Source organism: Microcoleus sp. bin48.metabat.b7b8b9.023 (genome assembly GCF_013299185.1).
In the GTDB taxonomy this organism is placed as follows: Bacteria; Cyanobacteriota; Cyanobacteriia; order Cyanobacteriales; family Microcoleaceae; genus Microcoleus.
Map to the genome: position 1 here is coordinate 1 of NZ_JAAFKG010000017.1, position 25,824 is coordinate 25,824.

Annotated in this window: 26 protein-coding genes; 14 read left to right on the plus strand and 12 right to left on the minus strand. The window is 45.4% G+C overall.

Translation table 11 applies throughout. The annotated features are described in order from the left end of the window. Positions 1 to 306 precede the first annotated feature (306 nt). The 3 genes from QZW82_RS12075 to QZW82_RS12085 form a co-directional block, all read right to left on the minus strand. Positions 307 to 1,641 (minus strand): CAP domain-containing protein, encoded by a 1,335-nt coding sequence (locus QZW82_RS12075; protein WP_293148376.1) that lies wholly within the window; start codon positions 1,639 to 1,641, stop codon positions 307 to 309. A gap of 728 nt (positions 1,642 to 2,369) precedes the next feature. Further along, on the minus strand, positions 2,370 to 3,044 hold the full coding sequence (gene nblB, locus QZW82_RS12080) for a phycobilisome degradation protein NblB (RefSeq protein ID WP_293148378.1): 675 nt from the start codon (positions 3,042 to 3,044) through the stop codon (positions 2,370 to 2,372). Positions 3,045 to 3,406: 362 nt separating this feature from the next. Next, entirely contained in the window at positions 3,407 to 3,868 is a 462-nt protein-coding gene (locus QZW82_RS12085; RefSeq protein ID WP_293148380.1) for a CBS domain-containing protein, read from the minus strand. Between the two features lie 51 nt (positions 3,869 to 3,919). On the opposite strand from QZW82_RS12085, the gene QZW82_RS12090 reads away from it, so the two are divergent. The 4 genes from QZW82_RS12090 (at position 3,920) to QZW82_RS12105 (ending at position 7,375) form a co-directional block, all read left to right on the plus strand. Beyond that, positions 3,920 to 4,093 carry a hypothetical protein gene (locus QZW82_RS12090; RefSeq protein WP_293148382.1) on the plus strand — a complete coding sequence of 58 codons (174 nt, stop codon included), beginning with the start codon at positions 3,920 to 3,922 and terminating at the stop codon, positions 4,091 to 4,093. Between the two features lie 21 nt (positions 4,094 to 4,114). Beyond that, complete coding sequence (locus QZW82_RS12095) at positions 4,115 to 4,441, plus strand: (2Fe-2S) ferredoxin domain-containing protein (RefSeq protein ID WP_293148384.1); 327 nt, start codon at positions 4,115 to 4,117, stop codon at positions 4,439 to 4,441. 275 nt (positions 4,442 to 4,716) lie between these two features. Continuing rightward, positions 4,717 to 6,159 (plus strand): D-alanyl-D-alanine carboxypeptidase/D-alanyl-D-alanine-endopeptidase, encoded by a 1,443-nt coding sequence (dacB, locus tag QZW82_RS12100; protein ID WP_293148558.1) that lies wholly within the window; start codon positions 4,717 to 4,719, stop codon positions 6,157 to 6,159. A 319-nt stretch (positions 6,160 to 6,478) separates the two neighbouring features. Further along, complete coding sequence (locus QZW82_RS12105) at positions 6,479 to 7,375, plus strand: alpha/beta hydrolase (protein WP_293148386.1); 897 nt, start codon at positions 6,479 to 6,481, stop codon at positions 7,373 to 7,375. A 381-nt stretch (positions 7,376 to 7,756) separates the two neighbouring features. Here QZW82_RS12105 and QZW82_RS12110 read toward each other — a convergent pair whose 3' ends face one another. The 4 genes from QZW82_RS12110 to recA form a co-directional block, all read right to left on the minus strand. Beyond that, positions 7,757 to 7,984: a helix-turn-helix transcriptional regulator gene (locus tag QZW82_RS12110; protein WP_293148388.1), complete on the minus strand. Its 228-nt coding sequence runs from the start codon at positions 7,982 to 7,984 to the stop codon at positions 7,757 to 7,759. A gap of 30 nt (positions 7,985 to 8,014) precedes the next feature. After that, positions 8,015 to 8,488 (minus strand): Coq4 family protein, encoded by a 474-nt coding sequence (locus tag QZW82_RS12115; RefSeq protein WP_293148390.1) that lies wholly within the window; start codon positions 8,486 to 8,488, stop codon positions 8,015 to 8,017. Positions 8,489 to 8,777: 289 nt separating this feature from the next. Beyond that, positions 8,778 to 8,981: a hypothetical protein gene (locus QZW82_RS12120; RefSeq protein ID WP_293148391.1), complete on the minus strand. Its 204-nt coding sequence runs from the start codon at positions 8,979 to 8,981 to the stop codon at positions 8,778 to 8,780. 220 nt (positions 8,982 to 9,201) lie between these two features. Then, positions 9,202 to 10,335: a recombinase RecA gene (gene recA, locus QZW82_RS12125; protein ID WP_293148393.1), complete on the minus strand. Its 1,134-nt coding sequence runs from the start codon at positions 10,333 to 10,335 to the stop codon at positions 9,202 to 9,204. A gap of 542 nt (positions 10,336 to 10,877) precedes the next feature. On the opposite strand from recA, the gene QZW82_RS12130 reads away from it, so the two are divergent. The 3 genes from QZW82_RS12130 (at position 10,878) to QZW82_RS12140 (ending at position 15,104) form a co-directional block, all read left to right on the plus strand. After that, positions 10,878 to 12,503 (plus strand): glycosyltransferase family 39 protein, encoded by a 1,626-nt coding sequence (locus QZW82_RS12130; protein ID WP_293148395.1) that lies wholly within the window; start codon positions 10,878 to 10,880, stop codon positions 12,501 to 12,503. A gap of 270 nt (positions 12,504 to 12,773) precedes the next feature. Continuing rightward, complete coding sequence (locus QZW82_RS12135) at positions 12,774 to 14,291, plus strand: peptide ligase PGM1-related protein (protein ID WP_293148397.1); 1,518 nt, start codon at positions 12,774 to 12,776, stop codon at positions 14,289 to 14,291. Between the two features lie 462 nt (positions 14,292 to 14,753). Beyond that, positions 14,754 to 15,104 (plus strand): hypothetical protein, encoded by a 351-nt coding sequence (locus QZW82_RS12140; protein WP_293148399.1) that lies wholly within the window; start codon positions 14,754 to 14,756, stop codon positions 15,102 to 15,104. Here QZW82_RS12140 and lepB read toward each other — a convergent pair whose 3' ends face one another. After that, on the minus strand, positions 15,105 to 15,713 hold the full coding sequence (gene lepB, locus QZW82_RS12145; protein ID WP_293148401.1) for a signal peptidase I: 609 nt from the start codon (positions 15,711 to 15,713) through the stop codon (positions 15,105 to 15,107). A 245-nt stretch (positions 15,714 to 15,958) separates the two neighbouring features. On the opposite strand from lepB, the gene QZW82_RS12150 reads away from it, so the two are divergent. Then, positions 15,959 to 17,281, plus strand: coding sequence for a dihydroorotase (locus tag QZW82_RS12150; RefSeq protein ID WP_293148403.1), 1,323 nt, complete (start codon positions 15,959 to 15,961; stop codon positions 17,279 to 17,281). Positions 17,282 to 17,779: 498 nt separating this feature from the next. Beyond that, on the plus strand, positions 17,780 to 18,103 hold the full coding sequence (locus QZW82_RS12155) for a DUF433 domain-containing protein (protein ID WP_293148405.1): 324 nt from the start codon (positions 17,780 to 17,782) through the stop codon (positions 18,101 to 18,103). A 76-nt stretch (positions 18,104 to 18,179) separates the two neighbouring features. On the opposite strand, the gene tsaE is transcribed toward QZW82_RS12155, so the two are convergent. Next, on the minus strand, positions 18,180 to 18,629 hold the full coding sequence (gene tsaE / locus QZW82_RS12160) for a tRNA (adenosine(37)-N6)-threonylcarbamoyltransferase complex ATPase subunit type 1 TsaE (RefSeq protein WP_293148407.1): 450 nt from the start codon (positions 18,627 to 18,629) through the stop codon (positions 18,180 to 18,182). A 164-nt stretch (positions 18,630 to 18,793) separates the two neighbouring features. After that, a complete protein-coding gene (locus tag QZW82_RS12165) occupies positions 18,794 to 20,194 on the minus strand; it encodes a gluconeogenesis factor YvcK family protein (RefSeq protein ID WP_293148409.1) in 1,401 nt (466 codons plus the stop codon). Between the two features lie 168 nt (positions 20,195 to 20,362). On the opposite strand from QZW82_RS12165, the gene QZW82_RS12170 reads away from it, so the two are divergent. The 5 genes from QZW82_RS12170 (at position 20,363) to QZW82_RS12190 (ending at position 25,057) form a co-directional block, all read left to right on the plus strand. After that, positions 20,363 to 21,145: an ABC transporter ATP-binding protein gene (locus QZW82_RS12170; protein ID WP_293148410.1), complete on the plus strand. Its 783-nt coding sequence runs from the start codon at positions 20,363 to 20,365 to the stop codon at positions 21,143 to 21,145. 128 nt (positions 21,146 to 21,273) lie between these two features. Beyond that, positions 21,274 to 21,648: a four helix bundle protein gene (locus QZW82_RS12175; RefSeq protein ID WP_293148411.1), complete on the plus strand. Its 375-nt coding sequence runs from the start codon at positions 21,274 to 21,276 to the stop codon at positions 21,646 to 21,648. Positions 21,649 to 21,766: 118 nt separating this feature from the next. After that, positions 21,767 to 23,290 carry an MlaD family protein gene (locus tag QZW82_RS12180; protein WP_293148413.1) on the plus strand — a complete coding sequence of 508 codons (1,524 nt, stop codon included), beginning with the start codon at positions 21,767 to 21,769 and terminating at the stop codon, positions 23,288 to 23,290. A 331-nt stretch (positions 23,291 to 23,621) separates the two neighbouring features. Further along, positions 23,622 to 24,248: a Uma2 family endonuclease gene (locus QZW82_RS12185; protein WP_293148415.1), complete on the plus strand. Its 627-nt coding sequence runs from the start codon at positions 23,622 to 23,624 to the stop codon at positions 24,246 to 24,248. Between the two features lie 152 nt (positions 24,249 to 24,400). Further along, entirely contained in the window at positions 24,401 to 25,057 is a 657-nt protein-coding gene (locus QZW82_RS12190) for a Uma2 family endonuclease (protein ID WP_293148417.1), read from the plus strand. An 82-nt stretch (positions 25,058 to 25,139) separates the two neighbouring features. Here QZW82_RS12190 and QZW82_RS12195 read toward each other — a convergent pair whose 3' ends face one another. Both QZW82_RS12195 and QZW82_RS12200 read right to left on the minus strand, forming a co-directional pair. Beyond that, positions 25,140 to 25,574, minus strand: coding sequence for a hypothetical protein (locus QZW82_RS12195; RefSeq protein WP_293148419.1), 435 nt, complete (start codon positions 25,572 to 25,574; stop codon positions 25,140 to 25,142). Next, on the minus strand, positions 25,567 to 25,797 hold the full coding sequence (locus QZW82_RS12200; RefSeq protein WP_293148421.1) for a hypothetical protein: 231 nt from the start codon (positions 25,795 to 25,797) through the stop codon (positions 25,567 to 25,569). Before QZW82_RS12200 ends, QZW82_RS12195 begins: the two co-directional genes overlap by 8 nt. Positions 25,798 to 25,824 lie beyond the last annotated feature (27 nt).

Below are 25,824 nucleotides of genomic sequence, written 5' to 3' on the forward strand. Positions count from 1 at the left end.
AGTGAAAGTCTTACCTCATGAGTTAAAACAGTATTTGCCCTCATGGCAACGTTCTGAAACTTTACCAAAATGGGATATCACAATTATCCCATTGTGACTGGTATTTTATTTATCCGCGAGTCCCTAGTGCGGACTTCAGTCCGCAGCAGAAAGCGGACTGAAGTCCGCACTACGAACCTTTATGATATGAGGTATGACTCGCTAGGATAAACTTATTTCACAATGCCTGTTAAGGGCAGGCATTCTGCCTGCCCACAAGAATTATGAGAGATGTTCAATCGATTTAGACTAGCGATATTTCGCTGCCTAAGTTGCACTCACAAAAACAGAAGCCGCAAGCTGACTTTGACTGACACCCTGCACAATTCCCAGATAATTGCTACCCGACTTAATCGCCGTAGAAGCGACACTTGCGGCTCCATTCAACTGCAAACTCACAGCTTCAAAAGTCAAGTTAGCAAATCCGATACCGTCAGTCAAACCAATCTTATCTCCAGCCACAAAATCGGTAATCACATCGGCACCAACTAAGGTAGCCGAAACAGACAAACCTCCCGCTAGGATAAACGTATCACTTCCAGCGCCGCCGGTCAGAATGTCTTGCCCGCGATCGCCCGCCAAGACATCATCGCCGTTACCACCAATCAAGATATCGTTTTCCTTGCCGCCTCGGAGAGTATCGTTACCGTCTCCTCCGATTAGTCGATCGTTATCATTGTTGCCGCTGATAAAATCATTACCAGCACCGCCATCAATTGAATCCGAATCTTTGCCGCCGGACAAAAGATCATCGCCGCCTGCACCGTTAATTGTATCCGCACCTTGCATTCCATTAATCGTATCAGCGCCTGCTCCTCCAGTGAGATTGTCTTTGCCGGAAAGGGCAAAAATTTGCAATCCCACAGCACTCGCAGGTATTTGAGTATCAGCAGCATCTGATAGGAAATAATTGCCACCGCTGGCTGTATTCTTGGGTGCTGTCGTCGGGGTGCCGTCCCCTGTAGCATTGGGTATTGGGGAAGTAATCGAGACTAATGTGCTGGGTGTAGGAGTTGGAGTTGGAGTTGGTACGGGAGTGGGAGTTGGAGTGGGAGTGGGAGTGGGAGTGGGAGGTGGTGCGGGATTGACACTACCATCAAGCGAAGTAGCAAAAACTTGCGTCCAATAGTGATTGTAATTGACGCTGCCAGTATCGTTGCCTAGGAAATAGTAACCAATGCCAATCTCTTTCAGGTTCGGGTTAAGAATGTTAGCCCGGTGGCCGCTGCTGTTCATCCATGATGATACAACTTGTTCGGGTGTAGAAGAACCCGCAGCGATATTTTCTGCTGCCGATCTGAATTTATAGCCCGTTGCAGTAATCCGACTTCCCATTGACGAACCATCTTTTCCGGTGTGATCGAAAAAGTCTTGCACTGCCATGTTTTGGGTGTGATTTTGCGCCGCATTCAGCAACTGAGTATTCAAGGTTAGGGGGGACAAACTCAATTTGCTGCGTTCAATGTTCGTGAGTTCTAAAACTCTATAAATAAAGTTTTGATTGGTTGTGGCTGGTGCAGGTTGTGAAACTTGAGAAGCCGATCGCTCTCCTGTTAAAATGTCCGCAGACTGAGAATTGGAATTTTGTAGTTGTTCAAGCATGGGGATGATAAAAATGTTTAAGACTGGGCTGAGCTGGTAGATGGCTTACCGTCTTAACGATAATTTCCCCGATCGCAGGCTGGGCAGGCTTCAACAATTGTCTTAATCCCTGCCACTGTTGTATATATTGTTATTATACCTATTCTTCAACTGCCGATGTCAAGATCCGGACTCTGGTTGAAAAAGCCCAGAGTGCGATCGCCCGTGGCATCAATGCAACCGAGATTCCGCAGCCACGAGTGTGCCACACAGAACAATTACCCACAATCATTGTTTCTGCAAGTAATCTATTATACTTGCTTTTTGAGATTTAACCGTTAATATACGTACAACAATACAATTTATAGCGGTTCTCAAAAAAAGTGAGGTATAGCGGTTCTCAGAAAGATGAGGTACGTTGTTGGGCTTCAGCCCTCTTTCCTAAGATTATAAAGAGCGCTGAAGCGCAACTACGTACCTAACTTGTCTGACGACAATAAAACCGCCCTGCGCGGAATCTGAGATAGAGTTTTAAATTTGAGATTTTTCCCGATTAGTAAGGTTCATATTGCGCGTCCAGTTTACGGGCTGGGGGGCTAGAAACCCGGTTTCTTCGAGTTTTGCGTTTAGTTACGAAAAATATACGAAGAAACCGGGTTTCACTCTTGTTAGCGATCGCGCGCCAACTAATTTTTTAGTAGAATCCTCACAAAAAATTATCCATTAATTCAAAACTCACCGCTTAAGACTCACAATTTCAAAATATTATCTTGTCCGACTTTAGCCTCCTGAGACACTTGCTCAACCTCATCTTTGGCAAGAATTTCCAAAGCTGCATCTGCTTCGACACCGCCCAACCGCCCCAAAGCTTGGGCGACTCTATAACGAATTTGCCAATCTGCATTGGAAGCGTAGGGAAGCAACAGCGGCAGCGCCCGTTTATCCCCTAATTCTCCTAATGCACTGATCGCAATAGTTTGGATCAATTCGTTTTCAGAACCGAGGGCATTTTCTAACATTGGAAATGCTTTCGGATCGCCCATTTCTCCCAAAGCTGCGACGATGCTGAGTTGCACCAACCATTCAGATGTACTGCTGTAAACTTGCTGCAAATCTTCTAAAGCAGCGGTTAATTTCAAGGCGCCCAAAGCATCGGCTGCTGCTGCTTGCACGTCGGGTTCGGGATCGTTTCGCAAGCTGTGAAGCAGTACCTCTAAAGCGTTGGGCAGATTTTGCTCGCCGAGGGTTGATATTTGGCTGACTGCTGCGTATCTAACGCGGACGTTTTTGTCGCCGATCGCAATTTGAATCAAATTATAGGCGATCGCCGGTTCTAGCTGTCGCAGTTGGTTGACACCTCGCAGCCTCTCGCCAAAATCCTCGGATTTTAGCAATTGTTCGACAGATTCAGGGGTAATACTCATGCTATTTTTAAATTGATAATTGGGAAGAAGAAGGAAGAAGGAAGAAGGAAGTTCGGCAACGGATTTTGTAACGGATGTAACGGATGGAATTCCGCTCTAAGTCGGAAGAAGGAAGAAGGAAGAAGGAAGAAATATTTCTGCGCGTATTCCTGACTTTTTTCTGGGGAATCTAGAGACTTATTGCATAAATCTTTGATTGATGGGGAAATCTGAGATAAACGCCAATAAACGCGGATTTTTTTCCAAAAAGCGAGCGAATCAAAGCAATTAACTTCTTAGGTAGTTGGCGATCGCCAAAAGCTTAGAGATTGAAGGAGCGATCGGCTCATTTTCTGATACAATCCTTCAATTGTAACAATTAATTAAGACTGGGCCGCCATCCATCGGATAATATCTCCCCTAGTGAGGATGCCGATTACTTTACCAGCACTATCGACTACCGGCAATCGGTGGATGCTGCGATCGTGCATTAGTTTGGCTGCTTCTTGGATAGATTTGTCTGGTTCGATGGTAATGGGTTCTTTACTCATCGCTTCTCCTACTGTTTGTCCTAAAGCTTTGTGGAGTTCTCGCTCGTAACGCGAGGGATTTTCTAGGTAAATCACGCTGTCGAGTACCATGATGTAAGCGGGCGGAGTGACGCCGGTTTCGCGCCACATCAAGTCGGTTTCGGAGATGACTCCTACCAATAAGCCATTCTCATCTACAACGGGAAGGCCGCTAATACGTCGATCGGCTAAAATTTTAATCGCTTCGTTTAAGGGCGTTTCGGGGCGCGCCAAAATCGGATCGCGACTCATCACATCGGCTACTGTTTTGGGCATGATTGGCGGTTGATTTAGTTGTTGCTCTACTTCCGATCATATAGGGAAAGCGTGACACAGATAGCACAAAGGCAGTCGGGAGAGCGGATTCGTTACCAGCTAGAAGGATGGAAAAAGTTTGAATCCCAGAATTTGAAAGGTTTTTGCGATCGCACTCACGAATTCTGCCGTTTGTCAGTCAAGCGCGCGGGCGATCGACCTGACAACATTGTTAAAATATGTTAAACAGCAGATAAATTCTTAGCGATGCCAGAATCTCCAGCCCCAGAAGCAGATACCCCACCAGAAACGCGCTGTGTATTAGTTTGCCAGTATCAATCTTGCTTGAGACATGGTTCAGCAGCAGTGCTAGCTGCTTTTGAAGCCCAACCAGTCCCAGGGGTAAAAGTTGAAGCTTCTAGCTGTCAGGGACAGTGCAACACGGGCCCAACTGTGCGAGTTACTCCAGACCAAATTTGGTATTGTCGAGTTAAACCTAGTGATGTACCGTTGATTGTGGAACAGCACCTCAAAGGGGGAAAACCTGTAGAGGCGCTGTTCAATCCAAGAATACATATGCGTTATTATTATTAGTCTTGTCTTGATTCGGTGATTTTAATTAGATATAGCGGTTATCAGAAAGATGAGGTATGTTGTTGGGCTTTAGCCCTCTGAGTTCAGTAGTTATATAAGCTGTCAGTGATACCTCATATTTTTGATAAAGGCTATATGTTCGTATGTAATTTGGATTTTTTTATTAAGTCTTTGATGGATGGCAAGCCGCAGATTTAAAGCAGATACGAGCAGATAAATACAGATTTTTTTAGATAGAAATACGTGATGATTGTGAGGGAAGTGACGCTTTGAGAATCAAAGGAATTGCGGTTAGTTTGTTAGTCCTAATTTTGGGGCGCACGTCGGCTGTAGTCGCTCAAACGCCTGCGGTTACTGCGGATATTTGTCCTGGAGAATTGGGGGCGAAGGTAGATGCGATCGCCAATCGTGCTGAATTTAGCCGATCGCGCTGGGGCATTTTGATTCAACCGCTATCTTCTACGGCGACTCTCTACAGCCGTGAGGCCACCAAATATTTCATTCCAGCATCCAATGTCAAGCTGCTAACCACAGCCGCTGCTTTGCAGAAACTCGGTGCCGATTTTCGGATTAAGACATCGGTTTACGGTGGCGCCAATGGCAGTTTGTATGTTGCTGGTAGGGGCGATCCGAGCATTGCTGAGACTCAGTTAAAATCCTTAGCATCGCAGTTGAAGCAGCGGGGAATCAGTCAAGTTAATGAGTTGATTGGCGATGACAGCTATTTTCAAGGCAGTGCAGTCAATCCGAATTGGGAATGGGAAGACGCCCAAGCTGGCTATGGCGCGCCGGTTAACAGTTTAATTTTCAATCAAAATGCGATCGAGCTTCTGTTGTCACCGCAGGCGATCGGGCAACCTCTAAAAGTCTCTTTTGCTGAACCTAAGTTAGCAAATCAGTGGCAAATTCTCAACAATTCCATCACAGTCCCCACCACCGAATCGGAGTTTGTTGAAGTTGGCAGGGAATTCGATCGACCCACAATTAGAGTTAGCGGGCAGTTGAAAGTTGGTGCGGAATCTGAATCAGCTTATGTCGCAGTTGTCAATCCCGCGTCTAACTTTTTGCAACATTTTCAGCAAGTTTTAGTGGCTGAGGGAATCGCTGTCAAACAAACTTTGGTTGCCCCAGTTTCTCGCAATGGCGATCGGGAATTAGCATTTGTTGAATCGCCACCGCTGGCGGAATTGGTGAAAGAAACTAATCGGGAAAGCAACAATCTTTATGCAGAAGTTTTATTGAGATTGTTAGGGAAAGTCACAGGCTCCATGCCTGTGCCACAAGAGGATACAGGTGAAATTGGTTTGAAAGAGTTAAAAACATCTTTAACTCAATTAGGGGTAAATCCAAATAGTTACAAATTAGCTGACGGTTCCGGACTTTCCCGCCACAATTTAATTAGTCCAGAAGCCTTGGTGCAAACTTTGAGATTGATGGCGAATTCACCTGCTGGATCTATCTACCGCGCATCACTGCCCGTGGCTGGCGAGAGCGGTACTTTGAAAAATCGCATAAACAATACACCAAACCGCGTAATTTTGCAAGCAAAAACTGGAACTTTGAGCGGAGTTTCGGCGCTGTCGGGATATATCGAAGTTCCGAATTACGAGCCGCTGGTGTTTAGCATTATCATCAATCAATCCGATCTGTCTGCTGCAAAAATGCGATCGGCAACGGACGAAATTGTGCTATTATTAAACCGCCTCCGCCGCTGTTAAAACAACAGAATCTAATATAAAAAAGTTGATATAGCGCTTCTCAGAAAGATAAGGTACGTTGTTGGGCTTCAGCCCTTTAGTTTAAGCGGTTATCGAGCTGTCTGTCATACCTCATATTTTTGAGAAAAGCTATAAGTAGTTACACCTAAAAAACACGACACCACAAAACTATACAAGTTTTATATTTAACTACATTACAGCGGTCGGGATCGAAAAGCAGCTAGAATAAAAACAGAAGAATTAAAACCATTGGGTCGTTTCAGCCTGCTATCAGTCGGCGGGTTCTGTACTTCCCGAAAATAAGTTTAACTTTCCAACTATGAAATCTTTAGATTCCGAACAGCAACACAGCTTTGTCGAAACCAACAACATCCGCTTGCACTGCGTTTCTCAAGGAGAAGGCGAGCTCGTTATCCTCCTGCACGGGTTTCCCGAGTTTTGGTACTCTTGGCGCCATCAAATTCCTGCTTTAGCACGCCATTTCAAGGTTGTGGTGCCGGATTTGCGGGGCTACAACGATTCGGACAAGCCGGAAAGCGGTTATGATTTGGATACGCTGAGTGCGGATATTCGCGGTTTGATCGATCGGCTCGGCTATACAAAAGCTCACATTGTCGGTCACGATTGCGGTGGTGCGATCGCCTGGAACTTAGCTCAAAAGTTCCCCGAAAAACTCAACCGCTTAGCAATTTTAAACGCTCCGCACCCGCAGCGATTCGTGCAGGAAATGGCAAGCAATTTAGACCAACTCCGTCGCAGTTGGCACATTTTGGCTTTTCAAGTTCCCGGCATCCCCGAATGGTTGATCCGGCAAAATTTGAAAGATTTTGTACAAAATATCTTGCAAGGACAAGCTGTTCGCAAAGGAGCTTTTAGCGCTGAGGAAACTAAGATTTATCAAACCGCTTTAGAAAAGCCAGGAGTGTTAGCGGCTGCGATGAATTATTACCAGCAGATGTTGCACCCGCAGCGTCTTTGGCATTGGGGGCAGAATTTAGAACCTGTGACAGTGCCTACTTTGGTGCTTTGGGGAGAAGAAGATGCGTTTTTGAGCCACACGCTTGTAGAAGGTTTGGATCGGTTAATTACGGCGCCGTTTAAGTTAAAATTAATTCCTCACTGCGGTCACTGGATTCAGCAGGAAGCGCCCCAAACAGTGAATCGAGAATTACTCAATTTTTTGAGAAATTCCTCTCGTTCTTTGGCTTTGGCATAAAACATTTTAAAGGTTGCAAATAAAAACCCGGTTTCCGTGTGAAACCGGGTTTTTATTTTTCTCCGAGCATATCTGTAGGGTGCGTCACTAGAGAATTTCTGAGTTACCAGAGAATTAAATCAGGCTGACGCACCGTGCTATAGCCTTTCTCAAAGAAATGAGGTATGACTGACAGCTTCTATCACTATTAAGCTAAGAGGGCTTAAGCCCAACAACATACCTCATCTTTGTGAGAACCGCTATATCTAACTTATTTCGCCTCAACAACAGATATAAATGCCCGACACGAGGGTCAAAATCGATTCCCAAATTTTAGACCGTAGTTCAAGTTCCCTGATTCATCGAGTTGAGTCAACCTAAAATCTAAAATCTTAAATCGACTTATGAGTCCCAGAGCATATTTTCTTGCATCAACAGTGCAATCATCGCAGTTCTAGAACAAACACCGAGTTTGATAAAAATCCGCCTCACGTAAGTAGCAACCGTCCAGTGACTGATATTTAAATTTTTGGCAATACATTTGTTGGGCAGACCTTGGGCTACTAATTGGGCGATCGCTCTTTCTCGCGGGCTCAGGCTGATTACCGGTTTGTAAATTGTGCTTTGCATAGTTTTGCAGTGCAGTGACGAGTTAAAAAATTAATCAATTAATGGTAGAATCCCCAGTTTCTCTCGGACTTCAGATAAGGGAGTTTCCCAATCAGATGCAACGTCCCAGTCAATTAGTCGCTCGGCTAATTTTCCATGTTTTAAACCTTTGATAATTTGTCCGATCGCACATTTGCCACTGAGCAGTCCAACTAACACTAAAATCGCACAGGAAGGGCGAAATACTTGAGCGCGAGTAAACGCTTGAAGTACAAATTCATCTTCAGGAGAAGGTGAAAGACCCGTCAGAACGTGCCAAACGTCGTGGTTTCGTTGAATCCAGTCTCCAGATGCGATCGGCTCAAACCCTTGTTCGTCTAGAAATCGCGCCACTTCGCACCCTAATGTTCCTGCTGGCAGTTGACGCAATTTTTCCAAGTCTATTTCAAAATGTCGATCGCTCTCAATTTGAGGATTAATTGTTTGAGCCATCTTTAATATAACTCCTAATCGACCGTCAGTCATGATTGATTCTCCCTGGAATAAGAATTTAAGTTCCTGAAAAATGAAATTCATGTTTGTCCAGTTCATTTTTGCGATGAATCAAGACAACTTTTTTTTACAGTTCAGCTCAGAAATCCTACATTCTGTAACAGCAATTAACTTTCAGGAGCTTTTACATTTCTTTACAAACAGCCTCAGAGGTGAAATCTGTCAGTTGTCAAAATCTGGCTAGTGTTCGTTACCGCAGCTTGACCCAGAGGGAAGTAACCGTAAACTCCACAGTATTTAGCGGTGATTGGAACTCCTTTACTTACGTATATGAATCTATTTTGCTCTTAAGTATTTGTACTTGCAATGAGTTAGAAGCTGAAGCGTGTAAACCCAGTGATGCGAGTGCTACCAAGTGAATCAAGGTGAAGAGACCTGAAGCAGGGTGAAGTAAACAGTTGACAGTTGACAGTTGACAGTTGACAGCTTGCCCTGTGGCAAGATTATTCGTAGGGTGTGTCGCCACTAAAATTTTCTGAATTAAAATCGACTTTTCGAGTAGCGACGCACCTCAATAGCTCTCGGTGACAGAAATTGCCCCGGGCGGGCGATGGCTACGTCCCGGCTTGCGCCTACGCACTCGAAGCGAGCTAGTATTGATGCAAAAATGAGATGCACCCATTTAACAGAGAGCATCTCATTTTTGTAACAAGCATTTTTTATTTGAGTGCTGTCCGCGACAAAATTTAAATTTCTTCCATATCTCCTACATCTTGAATGTCATCATCAACATCAATATCATCAGCATCGACATCATCAGCATCGACATCCACAGGAGCGACAGAATTAGCAGAAACCACTGCCCCAGTATCAAGTTTTTCCCGTACTAGGCGCTCGATCTCATTTTTGAAATCGATATTTTTCTCCATGTGTTGAATCACTTTGTCTCGTCCTTGAGCGATGTTCTCGCCGTTGTAACTATACCAAGAACCTTTTTTCAGGATTACTCCCATCTCGTCTGCCAAGTCAGTCAGACAGCCTAAGGTAGAAATGCCTTTACCAAATACAATGTCAAATTCGGCAATGCGGAAAGGCGGAGCAACTTTATTTTTAGCAACTTTAACTTTTGTGCGGTTGCCGTATTCTTCGGTACCTTTTTTCAAGCTTTGAATGCGGCGAATGTCGAGCCGCACGCTGGCGTAAAATTTGAGGGCGTTACCACCTGTTGTTGTTTCGGGGTTGCCGTAAGTTATGCCGATTTTCTGCCGCAATTGGTTGAGGAAAATCACGGTACAGCCGGATTTGCCGATGTTGCCGGTGATTTTCCGCAGTGCTTGACTCATCAAGCGGGCTTGCAAACCCATGTGGGAGTCGCCCATGTCGCCTTCGATTTCGGCGCGGGGGACGAGGGCGGCTACGGAGTCAATGACTACGATATCGACGGCGACGGATCGCACGAGTTGATCGACAATTTCTAGGGCCATTTCGCCGGTATCCGGCTGGGAAACTAAGAGATTTTCAATATCGACGCCTAATGCTGAGGCGTAGGTGGGATCGAGGGCGTGCTCGGCATCTACGAAGGCTGCGATTCCGCCGGTTTTTTGGACTTCGGCGATCGCGTGGAGCGCTAGAGTAGTTTTACCGGAACTTTCGGGGCCGTAAATTTCAATTACTCGGCCTTTTGGCAAACCGCCGCCCAAAGCAATGTCCAGTGTCAGAGCTCCGGTGGGGATGGTTTCTACCCTCATGCGTGTGGAGTCTCCCAATCGGACGATCGCTCCTTTGCCAAAGCTGCGCTCGATTTGGGACAGTACGGAAGTTAGGGCTTTTTGCTTTTCTGTGTTTTCAGTAGTTTTTGTAGAAGCTTCTTTTTTTGCCATTTTCGGTACGCGGGTAGACCCCTTGCGGAGCTTGTTGATTAACTGTACAACACGTATGTTAGCAGTTATTTTTGGGGTCTGGAGGTTCTGGGGGGATTTGGTTTAGAATTCTTGATTTTGGGCTGGTTGGGCGCGATCGCGCCCCGATCCGGAAAGAATTGGTTGAAAGCCCGCCCGCCTTCGAGGGAGAAATTAAAATCATATCGTGTCCGGTCGGTTGACCGCGATAAGATCCGTTCGTAGTGCGGACTTCAGTCCGCAGCATATTGCGGACTGAAGTCCGCACTACGAACAGTCAACTGTTGACGGTGGCTCTTAGTTGAAAGGTAGAAGGCTTTCGGCAGAGGGTAGAATGATGGTCAGTTGGGATCTGTATTGTATCGATCGAGCTTTAACAGGGCCCAAACGGGAGGTTTTCCACAGCAATACAAAGGTTGCAGCAGGCGAACCCGGTAAAAAACCCGGTTTCTGAGCGTAGTGGTGCGATCGTCCCCTAAGTCGATCGGTACGCCTCTGGGACGATCGCCACAATTAGGATAAGCATGGCATCTACAACAAATCAAGACACATCTGTTAATCCCAAAATTCCCCAAAATTCCCGGTTGCTAATCAGCTTATTGGCGATCGGAATTTTACTAGGTATCGGATTTCGGTTCTTCGAGATCGATCGCAAACTTTACTGGCACGACGAAGCTTACACATCAATCCGCGCCGCTGGTTTCACCAGGCAAGAAATCGACGACGAACTATTTCAAAACCGGATTATTCCTGCACCAGAATTGCAGAAATATCAGCAGATAAAACCGGGAAGTACAGCAGCAGACACAATACGTTCGTTAGCACTGGAAGATCCGCAGCATCCGCCTTTGTACTTTTTGATGGCTCGTTTGTGGATGCAGCAATTTGGCAGTTCTCTTGCAGCATCTCGCAGTTTGCCAGCAATATTGAGTTTGCTGTCGCTGCCTTTGATGTACGTTTTAGCCCAGGAACTTTTCGCTTCAAATTTGACAGCCTTAGTAGCAACAACGCTGTTGGCTTTATCTCCCTTTGACATCTTGTTTGCTCAGACAGCAAGGCAGTACAGTTTGCTGACTGTAACGGTGATTGGCAGCAGTTGGCTGTTGCTGAGAGCATTGCGATTGCGGGGCTGGCAAAATTGGGCGTATTACTCGATCGCGATCGCGATCGGTTGCTACACTCACCCTTTCTTCACGTTAACACTTGTCGGACATGGAGTTTTTATAATTGCTTGCTGGCTGTTTGTCAAAAAAAGAAAATTGCGAGGTCACTTAACTAATTCGCAATTTTTCTTAGCAGTAACAGCCGCTTTAATCTTGTATCTGCCGTGGATTTACGTGCTGGCGACCAACCTGGAACGAGCCTCAGCAACAACAGATTGGACGCGAATATCTCCTGGTTGGCTGTACCTGGCAAAATTGTGGACGCTCAGCTTTACAGCCTTATTTTTTGACTTCGACTTCGGCTTTGACAATATCTGGACTTATCTGCTGAGATTGCCATTTTTGCTGTTAATTGTGGCAGCCGTTTACAACATCTGCCGCCGCACAAATATTTCGACTTTGCTGTTTATTGTAACATCAATTTTTGTCCCGTTTTTGATGCTGGTTTTACCGGATATAATCTTAGGTGGCAAACGCTCCGCCGTCAGCCGCTATCTGATTTCCTGCTTTCCGGGGGTGCAGCTAGCAGTTGCTTGCTTGCTGGCCAGTAATGTGAAAACTCAGCAGCGGTTTTGGCAAGTCATTTTAGCGGGGGTATTTACAGCAAGCATAGCATCCTGTACAGTCAGCGGTGTTTCTGATACTTGGTGGAGCAAAGACTTGAGCTATTTTAATGCTGAAGTTGCGAGAAATATTAACAAAGAGGCGATGGCTAATCGCTCGATTAAAGATACAATTGTAATTAGCGATCGCGGTAATGACTTTACTAACATGGGAGATTTGCTCTCCCTGAGTTATTTGCTCGACAAAGATGTACGGCTGATGTTGCTGAGTCAGTCGCCCGATATCGAGATGCTGAACAAATATTCGGCTCCTCTAGTATTCCGCCCTTCGGAAAAATTGCGATCGGCACTCAAGCAAAATCAACGCCGCCTAGAGCCGATATTGGCATACGCCAAACTTTTTCGAGTGCGGCGGATTTCTTAGTTATCGGTAGGGTACGTCAGAAAAAAAACTGTTTGAGTTATCTCAATTATTTGAACAGACGCACCTTAAGTCATTATTTGGACATTTTTGATAATAAAAGTATGTTGTTGCGCTTGGGCGCTCTTTATCTAATATATAAGAGCGCCCAAGCGCAACAACGTACCTCAAGATTAACCCCTATAAGAGTGCCAGTTGAGTTGTTTCAAATATTTGGGCTGACTCACCCTAGACCACCAGCAATCATTATTTGAATAATTAGGATTAAACGTCATGCAAGAGTCAAACAATTCTGCTTCGGAAACCGCACAGAAATTTCGCAATCTTCAGACAGAATTACGCGAACGTTGGCGAGAGATAGAAGAATTTGACAGCGGAGATTGTGATATTATCGTCATTCCTTCTCTCAGCTTAGATCAGCAAGAAATTCTGAAAGTTGAGGGTGCTTACCACTACGAAGAGCGGCATTTATTTTCATTGATTCGCCTGCGAAATCCTCGCACGCGCTTAATTTACATTACCTCGGAGCCGCTGCACCCCATGATTATAGATTATTACCTGCAATTGCTCCCAGGTATTCCATTTTCTCACGCGCGCGATCGCCTTTTGCTCTTCTCGGCTTACGATGCATCGGCGAAATCCCTCACCCAGAAAATTTTAGAACGTCCCCGCTTGATGGAGCGAATTCGCCAAGCAGTACGCCCGACAAAATCTTATATGGTTTGCTACAACTCAACGCCCTTAGAGCGGGAGTTATCTGTTAAATTGGGAATTCCTTTGTGGGCTAGCGATCCGGATTTGCTTTATTGGGGAACAAAAAGCGGCAGCCGGCAAATTTTTCAAGAAGCTGGCGTACCTTATCCTGACGGTTCCGAGTTGGTTTGGAATGCAGAAGATTTGGCCCAAGCTGCGGCTGCGTTGTGGGAAAGACAGCCGGATTTGCAGCGGATGGTAATTAAGTTAAATGAAGGTTTTTCGGGGGAAGGAAATGCAATTTTAGATTTGAAGCCGATCGCAGGTAAAGCACCTCAAGAAAGAGTTAAAGCAATTGGCGATTGCTTCCACAATTTGCGCTTTCAAGCAACAGGCGAAACCTGGAAAAATTTCAGCAGTCGCATTCCCGAATTAGGGGCAATTGCGGAAGCATTTATCGAAGGAGAAGAAAAGCGATCGCCCAGCGTTCAAGGTCGAATTGTTCCCAGCGGCGAAGTAGAAATTCTCTCAACCCACGACCAGATTTTAGGAGGCCCGGACGGTCAAATTTTCTTAGGTTGCCGATTTCCTGCGGATGAATCCTATCGGCTGGCGTTGCAAGAATTGGGATGGAAAGTGGGGAAAAATCTAGCGGCAAAAGGTGCTTTAGAGCGATTTGGAGTGGATTATGTTGCTGTCAAGCAAGCGGACGGGAAATGGGATATTCAAGCAATAGAAATTAACTTGCGAAAAGGAGGTACTACTCATCCGTTTATGGCTTTAAAACTGTTAACAAATGGTCGGTACGAGCGAACTACGGGATTGTTTTACAGCCAGCAGGGGCGTCCGAAATATTATGTGGCTTCGGATAATTTGAAAAAGGAGCGATATCGGGGATTGTTGCCGAATGATTTGATGGATATTATTGCTGACAATCAACTGCATTTTGACACTGGTACTGAGACGGGAAGCGTATTTCATTTAATGGGTTGTTTGTCGGAGTTTGGCAAATTGGGATTGACGAGTATTGGCAATTCGCCGCAAGAAGCTGAGGATATGTATAACAAGGTTGTGAAAGTTCTCGATCGCGAAACTTGAGGCTAAATCTGCTCGTCAACCCACAAACCCCGGCGGTTTCCAACCGCCGAGGATTTGAAATGATTCCGATGTCACCGGAATTGATATCACCCATCAACTCACAAACCCCGGCGGTTGAAACCGCGTCTACACAACCAAAACCCGCCTCCGCGGGTTGAAGAGTCGATCCTAATATTGCTCTGAAATTCCATATTTCTTAGTCCGCGGAGGCGGACATCGTTTGTGTAGACGCGGTTTCCAACCGCCGAGGATTTGAAATGATTCCGATGTCAAAGGATCGGAATATTGATATTACTCATCAACTCACAAACCCCGGCGGTTGAAACCGCGTCTACACAACCAAAACCCGCCTCCGCGGGTTGAAGAGTCGATCCTAATATTGCTCTGAAATTCAATATTTCTTAGTCCGCGGAGGCGGACATCGTTTGTGTAGACGCGGTTTCCAACCGCCGAGGATTTGAAATGATTCTGATGTCACCGGAGGCGGACATCGTTTGTGTAGACGCGGTTTCCAACCGCCGAGGATTTGAAATGATTCTGATGTCACCGGAGGCGGACATCGTTTGTGTAGACGCGGTTTCCAACCGCCGAGGATTTGAAATGATTCTGATGTCACCGGAGGCGGACATCGTTTGTGTAGACGCGGTTTCCAACCGCCGAGGATTTGAAATGATTCTGATGTCACCGGAGGCGGACATCGTTTGTGTAGACGCGGTTTCCAACCGCCGAGGATTTGAAATGATTCTGATGTCACCGGAGGCGGAAATGGTTTGTGTAGATGCGGTTTCCAACCGCCGAGGATTTGAATGGTAGCTAATTTTTAGCGGGATAAATTGGCGTGGGGTCGATCGAGCCTGTGCGGTTGAGAGGCCAAAAACGGACGATCGCCCTACCGATGATATTTTGTCTGGGTACAAAGCCCCAATAATGGCTGTCACAGCTTGCGTTGCGGTTGTCCCCGAGTACCAAGTAAGAATTTTGAGATACTACTACAGGCCCGTAGGGATATTGCGGAATTTCTTCAATATATTTTTCCTGTAGCGGCTGCTTGTTGATATAAACTTTTCCATCTTTGACTTCCACAGTATCGCCCGGAAGTCCGATCACTCGCTTGATATAGGCATCTTTGATCGGCGGTGGCTGTCCCGTGCACAAACTCGCCGGATCGGGAGGCATAAACACGATAATATCTCCTCGCTGCGGGTCTTGGAGTCGATAGCTCACCTTGTCTATAATTAATCGATCGTTAATTTGTAGGGTTGGGAGCATTGAGCCGGTGGGAATGTAGCGAGCTTCAGCAACCAAAGTGCGGATACCAAAGGCTAAGAATGCTGCTAAGCCGATCGTCTTAATTCCTTCTATCCAAGGATTTTCGGTATCTTGCGGGGGTTTCTGGTCGGCTGACTTGTCTAGACGAGTCATAAGTATTTAAGTCACTGGGCTGGATACAAATTATAAACTTATTTCGGGGTTTTTTGAGGAAATCTGCAAAATCTGCGCCCCAGACGTGAGTTTTTGTACTATCTGGTTGAGTAAGGTGCGCCGAGGTCGATCGTAAAAATTACAATTTTCCCGAAAGCTAGTTATATTTATTAGTATTTTTCCAACTCTTTTGAGGATAAAATTTGTCTGGGGTTCTACGTACATTACCTATTTAATTATAGCTTATGCCGACCACATCAAGTTTGTTAATCCGCCGCGCTCGCATTCTGTTACCTGACGGTGAGTTTTTGGTAGGGGACGTGCAAATTAGCGATGGCAAAATTGTTCGGGTTGCTCCGGAGATTGCGGCATCGGGCGATCGCGAAATAAATGCGATCGGCTTAACTCTCTTGCCCGGAGTAATTGACCCGCAGGTACACTTCCGCGAACCGGGTTTGGAACACAAGGAAGATTTGTTTACGGCTAGCTGTGCCTGCGCTAAGGGCGGTGTGACATCGTTTCTGGAAATGCCGAATACCCGCCCCCTAACCACAACCCAAGCGGCCTTAGATGACAAGCTAAGGCGCGCTGCTGACAAGTGTTTGGTCAATTACGGCTTTTTTATTGGGGCGACGCCGGAGAATTTACCGGATTTGTTGGATGCGAATCCGACTCCGGGGATTAAGGTGTTTATGGGTTCGATGCACGGACTGTTGTTGATGGATGGAGAGGAAAATTTAGAGCGAGTTTTCGCAAAGGGCGATCGATTAATTGCAGTACACGCCGAAGATCAAACTAGAATTAATCAGCGCCGTCAGGAATTTGCCGGCAGTACCGATTTAGCCGTGCACTCGCAAATTCAAGACAATCAAGCAGCCTTGTTAGCAACTCAGCTAGCCGTAAAACTTTCTAAAAAATATCAACGCCGACTGCACATTCTGCATCTTTCAACTGGCGACGAAGCTGAGTTTTTGCGACAAGAAAAACCCAGTTGGGTAACAGCAGAAGTAACCCCGCAGCATTTGTTGTTAAATACCAGCGCCTATCAAAAAATCGGCAGTTTAGCCCAGATGAATCCGCCGTTGCGCGATACCCGCGATAACGAAATACTTTGGCAAGCCTTATTAGACGGCGTAATTGATTTTATCGCCACCGATCACGCGCCGCACACATTAGCAGAAAAAGCTCAAGAATATCCAAATAGCCCATCGGGAATGCCCGGTGTCGAAACTTCTTTGCCTTTAATGCTGACGCAAGCAGTCGAGGGAAGATGTACAGTTGCCCAAGTTGCTAATTGGATGTCTGCGGCTGTTGCTAAGGCTTATAAGATCCCGAACAAAGGGGCGATTGCTCCGGGTTTTGACGCCGATTTAGTTTTAGTCGATTTGGACAACTACCGCCCGGTAATCGGAGCAGAAATGGCGAGCAAGTGCGGCTGGAGTTCCTTTGAAGGTTGGAATTTAACAGGATGGCCCGTGGTGACAGTTGTGGGAGGAAAAGTTGTTTTTGAGAACAGTAAATTGGATACAAATGTCCGAGGTGAAGCCTTGAAATTTGACGCAGAGTAGTCAATTTATATAAACAAAGGTATGTAGTTGCGCTTGGGCGCTCTTTCATATATAAGAGAGCGCCCAAGCGCAAGTATAGCCTTTATCAAAAAGGTGAAGTATGCCATATTCTATGTACATCAAGGTTTTCGACATTTAATATATACCTCATCTATCCCAGAACCGCTATACGTACTTTTCTATAGAAAAAAAGAGCGCCCAAGCGCAACTACATACCTAAAACATCAAGGTTTTCGACATTTAATATAGCCTTTCTCAAAAAGATGAGGTATGACTAAAAGCTTACATAACCACTTAAACTCTTAGGGCCCAAGCCCAACAACATACCTCATCTTTCTGAGAACCGCTATATATACCTCATCTATCCCAGAACCGCTATACGTACTTTTCTATAGAAGAAAAGAGCGCTCAAGCGCAACTACATACCTAAAACATTACAGCAAAATTTGTGCTAAAATTATCTGAATATATTACCTGACGAGCGAGGCTATATTATATATGCTTAAAGAACTAGAAATACAACTTCTTGCCTTAACTCCGACTGAGAAATCTGATGCAATACGGCTTTTAACCCAAAGTTTAAACAATACCTGGCCGGGAATTACCAAGACTCCCGATGTGTGCGGCGGCGATGCTTGTATCGCCAAAACTCGCATCCCAGTTTGGCTGCTTGAAAGTTGGCGCCGTCAAGGTTCAAGCGATGCTGAACTTCTACAATTTTATCCCCATCTAAGCGCTGCCAATCTAGTCAATGTTTGGACTTATGCTGATGCACATCTGGAGGAAATCGAAGAAGCAATCCGCAAAAATGAGGAAGATTGACTTATGCTAAATAAGTTTATGAAGCGATTCCTCACCTTGCGAGAAATGTTTCTGAAGAATAGAGAATCGCCCTTTTTCAATCTTGTGATTGCCAATCCAATAAATAGCCGCTACCAATCAATTCAATTTGCCGTCCACTATCTTGATAACTCAGACAAATTTGCAAAGAATTCTCTGGTTTGTACGGCAATCTTTCGGCCCATTCGATCGCCACAATCCCCAAATCCCTTTCTAATCCGTCCCAATAACTCTCTAAGTGCAAAGCCTCCGCTTCTTCGGGTTCGAGTCGATACAAGTCTAGATGGTACAGCGGAATCCGCCCTGCAAAATACTCGTTAATCAGGGTGAAAGTAGGACTTTCCACAGATTCCGAGATTCCCAAGCCTTCGGCGATACCTTGCACTAAGGTGGTTTTGCCGGCGCCTAAGTCTCCTTGTAACAAGATTACAGTGCCTGGTGGGAGCGATCGACCTAATTTTATGCCCAACTTGCGCGTAGCTTCAGCATCTGGAAGAGGAAGTATCATATCAGTTATTTGTTATTTGTTATTTGTTATTTGTTATTCGCTTGGGGCTGCTAATAACCAATAACATTAGTTTGCACAGCCAACAGTCAACAGCCAACAGTCAACAGTCAACAGTCAACAGTCAACAGTCAACTGTCAACAGTTAACAGTCAACTGTCAACTGCTTAAATGTTCTGGGCGCGGCCGTACCAACGCAGCAACATCCCCGCCAATCTTTGGGAATTGTGGCGAATTAAACCGGTATTTTTATCTTCATCCATGACATTGGCGATGACAATGCGCCGCCCCAGTTGCGTTATGGCTTCACGATCGAGTACAACCGGATAGGAATTCTCCTGAGAATAGCGGATCAAAGATTTTGCAGATGGGACTTTTCCTTGAACTACTACAGCATCGAACAGGGGGCGGCCGCAAGCCCGATCGATCGCCCGAATGTGATCGGCAACGCTGTATCCGTCTGTTTCCCCCGGCTGAGTCATAATATTGCACACATAAATGCGCGGAACTTCACTGTGGGCGATCGCATCAGCAATTTCCTTCACCAACAAATTCGGAATTACACTCGTATAAAGACTCCCCGGCCCAATAATAATAAAATCCGCTTCTTGTAATGCTTCAACCGCCCTCGGTAAAGCCGGAGGATTAGCCGGAGTGCAGCCAATTTTGACGATTTGCCCGTTAGCTTCGCTAATGCTGGACTCCCCCTCTATTCTCCGGCCGTCAGCCAGTTCTGCCCACAAAGAAACGTCGCTCAGAGTAGCCGGCAGCACTTCCCCTCTGACAGCTAAAACTTTAGAACTGGCGGCGATCGCCTGTTCCAAATCTCCAGCAATATCGCTCATCGCCGTCAAAAACAAATTACCAAAACTGTGACCGACCAAACCGTCACCGGCCTGAAAGCGGTATTGAAATAACTCGGTTAATAACTTTTCCTCATCGGCCAAAGCTGCCAAACAATTGCGAATATCTCCCGGCGGCAATACTCCAATTTCCCGCCGCAGTCGCCCGGAAGACCCGCCGTCATCGGCCACGGTGACGATCGCAGTAATTTTGGCACTGTAATCCTTCAATCCCCTAAGCAAATGAGAAAGGCCTGTACCCCCCCCAATGGCGACAATTTTCGGGCCGCGATGCAAGCGGCGGTGGTTGAGGAGTCGATCGACCAATTCCTCATTGCCTTCGGGCATCAGCACTTGGGTAATCGAGTTCAAACTGCGAGTTTGGCCCCACAGAATTAACAAAATTCCGCCCGCAATCACGATCGGCCCCGACACGTAATTGGGAATAACTTCGGCAATCCAAGTCAAAAAATTTCTCAACAATTGCAACAGGAAAAAAATCGGAGTCATCCCAGTCCAAATCGCTAAACCCAAACTGGCAAGTACCACACCGCTAGCACTGATCAGCAGCCACCGTTTCACCAACAGTCCGGGGGCCAACCACTTAAACCACTGGTGAACTCGCCCGTTCCGCAAAGAAGAAGGGTAAGGATTTCTGGATTGGACAAAAACCTGCTTAGCTTTGGCAAAGACTCGCAGGGCTTTAGGAAATGAACTAATTGACATGGTTAATTAGTCTTAATGGTATTGGAATAGCTCAAGCTGACAAATTTACAATACAAGAGAGTTTTGATTCTGGCAGTCAATTTAAGTCATTAGTCATTAATCATTAGTCATTAGTCATTAGCTAGACTGATGACTGATGACTGACAACATAATAATCGATCGCATCTTATGGCTGAGCCGCTAATCGAACTCAAGGGGGTAAGTAAGTCCTTCGGGGATAACCAGATCCTCGATCGAGTGGATCTGAGGATATATCGGGGAGAGGCCCTGGCAATTATTGGCCCTTCCGGGACGGGGAAATCTACGATTTTGCGGATAATTGCGGGTTTGTTGGCCCCGGATGCGGGCGAGGTTTTCGTTCAGGGACAGCGGCGGCTGGGATGGGTGGACGACGTGGCAGATCCGATCGGGATTGGGATGGTGTTTCAGCAAGCTGCTTTGTTTGATTCGCTTACGGTAGAGGAGAATGTCGGTTTTTTACTGTACCAGCATTCTAAGCTGCCGCGCCGCCGGATTCGGGAATTGGTGGAGGAAAAGTTAGAGATGGTGGGTTTGCGGGGAATTGGCGATCGCTATCCAGCGCAGTTGTCTGGGGGAATGCGGAAGCGGGTAAGTTTTGCCCGCGCCATCATGGCAAATCCCGATAATGCGAGGGACAATCCGGAGGTTTTGTTGTACGACGAACCGACGGCGGGCTTAGATCCCATCGCTTCGACGGTAATTGAAGATTTAATTCGGGATTTGCAGAGAGCTCAGGGAGTTTGTAGCACTTATGCGATCGTCACTCACCAAGACAGTACCATTCGCCGGACTGCCGATCGCATTGTGTTTCTCTATCAAGGCAAAGTGCAGTGGGAGGGAACTGTCAGCGACATTGCATCGACAGATAATTTGTTAATTAAACAATTTTTTAGCGGCAGCGTTACTGGGCCAATTCAAGTGATTGGGTAGTCAATTGTCAGTGGGCAGTTGGCAGTTGACAGTTGGCAGTTGGCAGTTGACAGTTGTTACTTGACAGTGGGCGGTTGTTAGGAAAGCGGTTGGCCGTGGTTAATTGTTTGTATTATTGGAGATGGAAGATGTCACAAACAAATTTTCAAAAGTTAGATGTTTATAAATTATCAGAAAAATTAGCTGATGAAATTTGGAATATTGTTATAAAATGGGACGCACTAGCAAAAGATACGGTCGGCAAGCAAATTATTCGATCGGCTGATAGTATTGGTGCTAATATTGCTGAAGGAGATGGTCGAGGTAGCTATCAGGATCATCGGAGATTTATCAAAATTGCCAGAGGTTCTTTATATGAAACAAAGCACTGGTTGAGACGGGCTTATACTAGGCAACTACTAACAACTACGCAAGTAGAAACACTCAAGCCAATTATTGACGAACTGTCGCCCCGGCTAAACGCCTATCTAAAATCTATAGGCAACACATCAGATAAAAATTAACAACTGCCAACTATCAACTATCAACTATCAACTGCCAACTGCCAACTGCCAACTGCCAACTGCCAACTGTCAACTGTCAACTGCCAACTGTCAACTGCCAATTGCCAAAGGAGGCAATATGCGATCGCGAACTGTAAGAGAAGGTTCTGTCGGATTCTTAATTTTAGTAGGAATCGGTTTATTTGGTGGCTTAGTGCTCTGGCTACAGGGCGTACAACTAGGGAACCGCAGCTACAAATTCGCCGTAGAATTTGCCAGCGCCCAGGGAATGCAAATAGGTACACCCGTCAGGTATCGCGGCGTCGCCGTCGGTAAAATTACCGCCATCAAAGCCAGCGCCAACGGCGTAGACGTGACGATGGAGATAGCCCCCGGTACTTTAGTCATGCCGCGCGATGTGGCGATCGAAGCAAATAAATCGGGTTTAATTGGCGAATCGTCGATCGACATTACCCCCAACTCAATTTTACCAGACTCCTTACTCACCGCCAATCCCTTTAGTCCCGACTGTCCCCCTGAGATAATCTGCAAAAATTCGCGCTTAAAAGGTCAAGCTGGAGTCAGTCTCGACGAACTAATTCGATCTACCGTCCGCCTAGCTAATTTATACACCGACCCCGCCCTGTTCAACAATATCAAATCGATTTCCGAGAATACAGCCAACACAGCGAAAGGTGCAGCTAAACTCACTCAAGATTTATCAAGTTTAACTCAAACTGCCAAAGCAGAAATCAAAACATTGAATAAATCAGTAACAGGAGACGTTGGCAACTTAACTCAATCAGTCAAAAGCGAATTAGCAACTTTAAATCAATCATTAAAAGGAGAAGCCAACAGTTTAAATCAATCTCTGAAAGTAGAAGTCAACAGTTTAACTCAATCCTTAAAAGGAGAAGCATCCAGCTTAAACCAGTCCCTCAAGGGAGAAATATCAGGAGTTGCCGCCGATGTTTCCAAAGTAGCAGCCACAGCAGACACTTCCACAAAAGCCGTATCTGCCGCTGCCATAAATTCAGCCAATTCAGTAACTCAAGCAGCAAATAAAATCACATTAACAGCAAACGAAGTCAATTCATTAGTGACAACCAACCGCGCCAGTTTAGTCTCAACCCTGAATAACATCAATCAAAGCAGTCAAGAATTGCGGGTAGCCGTCAGCAGTTTGAGTCCAACAATTAATCGAATCAACCAAGGACAATTGCTGACTAATTTAGAAGTTTTATCAGCGAATGCCGCCCAAGCTTCTGCTACTTTGCGAGATTTATCCAACCAGGTAAACAATCCCGCCACCTTGCTATTATTGCAGCAAACCTTAGATTCTGCACGAGCTACATTTCAGAACGTGCAGAAAATCACTTCCGACGTGGATGAACTGACGGGAGACCCGGCTTTCCGCAACAACATTCGCAGGTTATTTAACGGATTGGGAGGCTTGTTGGGTTCGACAGAACAACTGCGGCAACAAGTTAAAGTGGCTCAAACATTAGCTCCTCTTTCCGAGAAAGTAAATGCGAGTACAACGGCAGTAAATCAATCAGTTAAGCCGGGATTTCCCAGTTTTAATAAAAAAGAAAAATTGCCTGTTATCCCTTCTCAAACTGCAAAAACACCAGAATTACTTGCCCCCGAAAAAAACCATTAAAACATGGTATGATTGAATAACAAGAATTGTTGCCAGATTCGCGATTTTCTAGAATTAGTAAGGTGCGCTGCGGCGCACCCGAAAGTTAGTAAGGTACGCAGCGTGTACCCCGATATTCAATTTATTTTGCAAATCCTAATGATGCTGTTACTGAATTCATCAAAGCTTTGCGGGAATAGTTCAAATAACCTAAGATTAAATATACAGCGTATTCCAGGTTCATAAAGGTAGTAGGGACACGGCATTGCCGTATCCCTACGGGGATTTATCGATATGGGGTGTACTTCATAAATGTGGAATCTGTTATAACTAGAATAAAGGAGCGATCGACATGGTTCAAGCTTTAACAAAAATAGTAACATTTGACGAATTTATTGCATGGTATCCTGAGAATTCAGAACATCGCTACGAACTGCACAATGGAGTAATTGTTGAAATGCCCAAAGGAACTGGCCAACATTCAGAAATATCTGGTTTTCTCAACATAGAAGTCGGTATTGTGTGTCGCAATGCCAGATTGCCCTATTTTCTTCCCAAAGAATGCGTTCTCAAACCCGATCGCACTGAATCAGGATATGAGCCAGATGTCATCGCTCTCGATCGCCAGCAAGTGATAAATGAACCGCGCTGGGCAGCAGAATCGATTATCACAATGGGTTCTTCGGTACGTTTAGCAGTAGAAGTAGTTAGCGCTAACTGGCAGACTGACTATCTGACCAAACTGCGAGATTATGAAGAAATGGGTATTTTTGAATATTGGATTGTAGATTATTTGGGATTGGGTGGAAGGCGCTACATAGGCAATCCCAAACAACCGACGCTTTCGGTATATCAATTGGTTGACGGGGAGTACGAGTTGACGCAGTTCCGGGGAGACGATCGAATTGAATCGGCTGCTTTTCCAGAGTTGAACTTGACTGCTCAACAGGTGTTTGAAGCAGGAATTATTAATGAATGAGGAGAATTATCATAGAATAAGAGGTATTAACAACTAAAAAACAGAAGTCGCGGTTCTTCTAAGACAAATCGCATTTTACATTAATTAGATAGACCTAGTTACTTGCGGCAAAAAAGTTTATAATAGATATACAACTCACAGGAAGCACGACCATGACAGCAGTCGTTACCACCCTCAAAACTTCTGAAATCATATACCCTAGCGCTGATGGAGAACCAGTGGCAGAAACTTACGACCATCTTTACGCAATTTTAACCACTTTAGAAGTCTTAAAACAATACCTCGCAGACCGTCGAGCTACTGTTTTAGCAAACCAATATTTGTACTACGCTCAAGGTTTCCCCAAATTGCGCGTAGCACCTGATGTGATGGTGATTTTTGATGTAGAACCAGGTGGCAGAGATAATTACAAAATCTGGGAAGAAGGCCAAGTGCCGAAAGTGATTTTTGAAATAACATCACCGGGCACAAAGTCGGAAGATATAATCAATAAAAAAGACTTGTATGAGGGGATAGAAGTTGAGGAATATTGGTTGTTTGACCCTAGAGGTGAATGGATTCGGGAACAATTGCGCGGGTATCGATTGGGGGAAGATGGGTATGAATTAATCAGAGACAATCGCAGCGAGGTATTGCAACTGCGGTTAGAAATAGAAGGAAAACTGATTGGGTTTTATCGCGAAGATAATGGGGAGAAATTATTGATTCCCGATGAATTGGCTTCAGCTTTGCAAGCGGAACGGCAACGGGCTGCTGAACTCGAAGCTTTGTTAGAGCGTTATCGAGATCAGTTTGGAGAATTACCATAGTAATATCAATAGTAATATCGATTCCGGTTTCACTCCTTATGATATAGAGGAAACGGCAGTGCGGTTTCCTCTGCTGGAACTCCTAAACTTCAGTGTATTCTTTGCTTTTTTGAGAATCTAACCAACGTTGATAAGCTTCCTTGTCTCCTCTAAAGGAATCAAGAGAAACTTGACGTTCTGGCATGGGTTTTAGTGGAGCATCAATGGGCGAATATTGGCAATAGCAGATTACTACGATATCAAATTCGCCGATCGGAATATCGGGAGTATAAGTCTCAACCCGCGCAACTTCCCAATCGCTGGTGCGGTAATGAGTGCTATAACCGTGTCTATCTGGATCGTGTTCTGCTTCTACGCGAACAAACTCTGGGGGACGATAGCCAACTTCAGGAATTTCGTCATTAGAAGAGTCAAAGTGTTCGGCTAAAATCTTGGTTAGGCATTGGGTGTGTTCAAGCTTGCGTTTTTCCCAACCAGGTTGGCGCTTGTCTGCTCTAAAGACAATCCATTTACGCATCTTCATCCTCCTTGCTTTCTAGTTCTTTGTACCAGTCTGGAAACTCCGTTTGACCTTTAAAAACACAATCAACTTTGAAAAATTGGCCGTCAATTTTCTCAACCTCAATTAGTTTCCAACCATATTTTTGTTCCATCTCTTCACAACAATCTGGATCTGCTGCTGCGTGTCGAGACTTGTCTTCATCTGGATCGTAACGCAACCATCGTGGATTTTTTGTCATAATTGATATTGCTCCCTGTGTTGGGTT

Bases quoted from the DNA above. Each gene is read 5' to 3' on its own strand.
- QZW82_RS12195 (WP_293148419.1), bottom strand. From the start codon at position 25,574: ATGCGTAAATGGATTGTCTTTAGAGCAGACAAGCGCCAACCTGGTTGG.
- QZW82_RS12110 (WP_293148388.1), bottom strand. From the start codon at position 7,984: ATGCAAAGCACAATTTACAAACCGGTAATCAGCCTGAGCCCGCGAGAA.
- QZW82_RS12115 (WP_293148390.1), bottom strand. From the start codon at position 8,488: ATGACTGACGGTCGATTAGGAGTTATATTAAAGATGGCTCAAACAATT.
- QZW82_RS12170 (WP_293148410.1), top strand. From the start codon at position 20,363: ATGGCTGAGCCGCTAATCGAACTCAAGGGGGTAAGTAAGTCCTTCGGG.
- QZW82_RS12190 (WP_293148417.1), top strand. From the start codon at position 24,401: ATGACAGCAGTCGTTACCACCCTCAAAACTTCTGAAATCATATACCCT.
- QZW82_RS12140 (WP_293148399.1), top strand. From the start codon at position 14,754: ATGATTCTGATGTCACCGGAGGCGGACATCGTTTGTGTAGACGCGGTT.
- QZW82_RS12175 (WP_293148411.1), top strand. From the start codon at position 21,274: ATGTCACAAACAAATTTTCAAAAGTTAGATGTTTATAAATTATCAGAA.
- QZW82_RS12130 (WP_293148395.1), top strand. From the start codon at position 10,878: ATGGCATCTACAACAAATCAAGACACATCTGTTAATCCCAAAATTCCC.
- QZW82_RS12105 (WP_293148386.1), top strand. From the start codon at position 6,479: ATGAAATCTTTAGATTCCGAACAGCAACACAGCTTTGTCGAAACCAAC.
- QZW82_RS12185 (WP_293148415.1), top strand. From the start codon at position 23,622: ATGGTTCAAGCTTTAACAAAAATAGTAACATTTGACGAATTTATTGCA.
- QZW82_RS12150 (WP_293148403.1), top strand. From the start codon at position 15,959: ATGCCGACCACATCAAGTTTGTTAATCCGCCGCGCTCGCATTCTGTTA.
- recA (WP_293148393.1), bottom strand. From the start codon at position 10,335: ATGGCAAAAAAAGAAGCTTCTACAAAAACTACTGAAAACACAGAAAAG.
- QZW82_RS12200 (WP_293148421.1), bottom strand. From the start codon at position 25,797: ATGACAAAAAATCCACGATGGTTGCGTTACGATCCAGATGAAGACAAG.
- QZW82_RS12095 (WP_293148384.1), top strand. From the start codon at position 4,115: ATGCCAGAATCTCCAGCCCCAGAAGCAGATACCCCACCAGAAACGCGC.
- QZW82_RS12165 (WP_293148409.1), bottom strand. From the start codon at position 20,194: ATGTCAATTAGTTCATTTCCTAAAGCCCTGCGAGTCTTTGCCAAAGCT.
- QZW82_RS12155 (WP_293148405.1), top strand. From the start codon at position 17,780: ATGCTTAAAGAACTAGAAATACAACTTCTTGCCTTAACTCCGACTGAG.
- QZW82_RS12135 (WP_293148397.1), top strand. From the start codon at position 12,774: ATGCAAGAGTCAAACAATTCTGCTTCGGAAACCGCACAGAAATTTCGC.
- lepB (WP_293148401.1), bottom strand. From the start codon at position 15,713: ATGACTCGTCTAGACAAGTCAGCCGACCAGAAACCCCCGCAAGATACC.
- QZW82_RS12180 (WP_293148413.1), top strand. From the start codon at position 21,767: ATGCGATCGCGAACTGTAAGAGAAGGTTCTGTCGGATTCTTAATTTTA.
- tsaE (WP_293148407.1), bottom strand. From the start codon at position 18,629: ATGATACTTCCTCTTCCAGATGCTGAAGCTACGCGCAAGTTGGGCATA.
- QZW82_RS12085 (WP_293148380.1), bottom strand. From the start codon at position 3,868: ATGCCCAAAACAGTAGCCGATGTGATGAGTCGCGATCCGATTTTGGCG.
- nblB (WP_293148378.1), bottom strand. From the start codon at position 3,044: ATGAGTATTACCCCTGAATCTGTCGAACAATTGCTAAAATCCGAGGAT.
- QZW82_RS12075 (WP_293148376.1), bottom strand. From the start codon at position 1,641: ATGCTTGAACAACTACAAAATTCCAATTCTCAGTCTGCGGACATTTTA.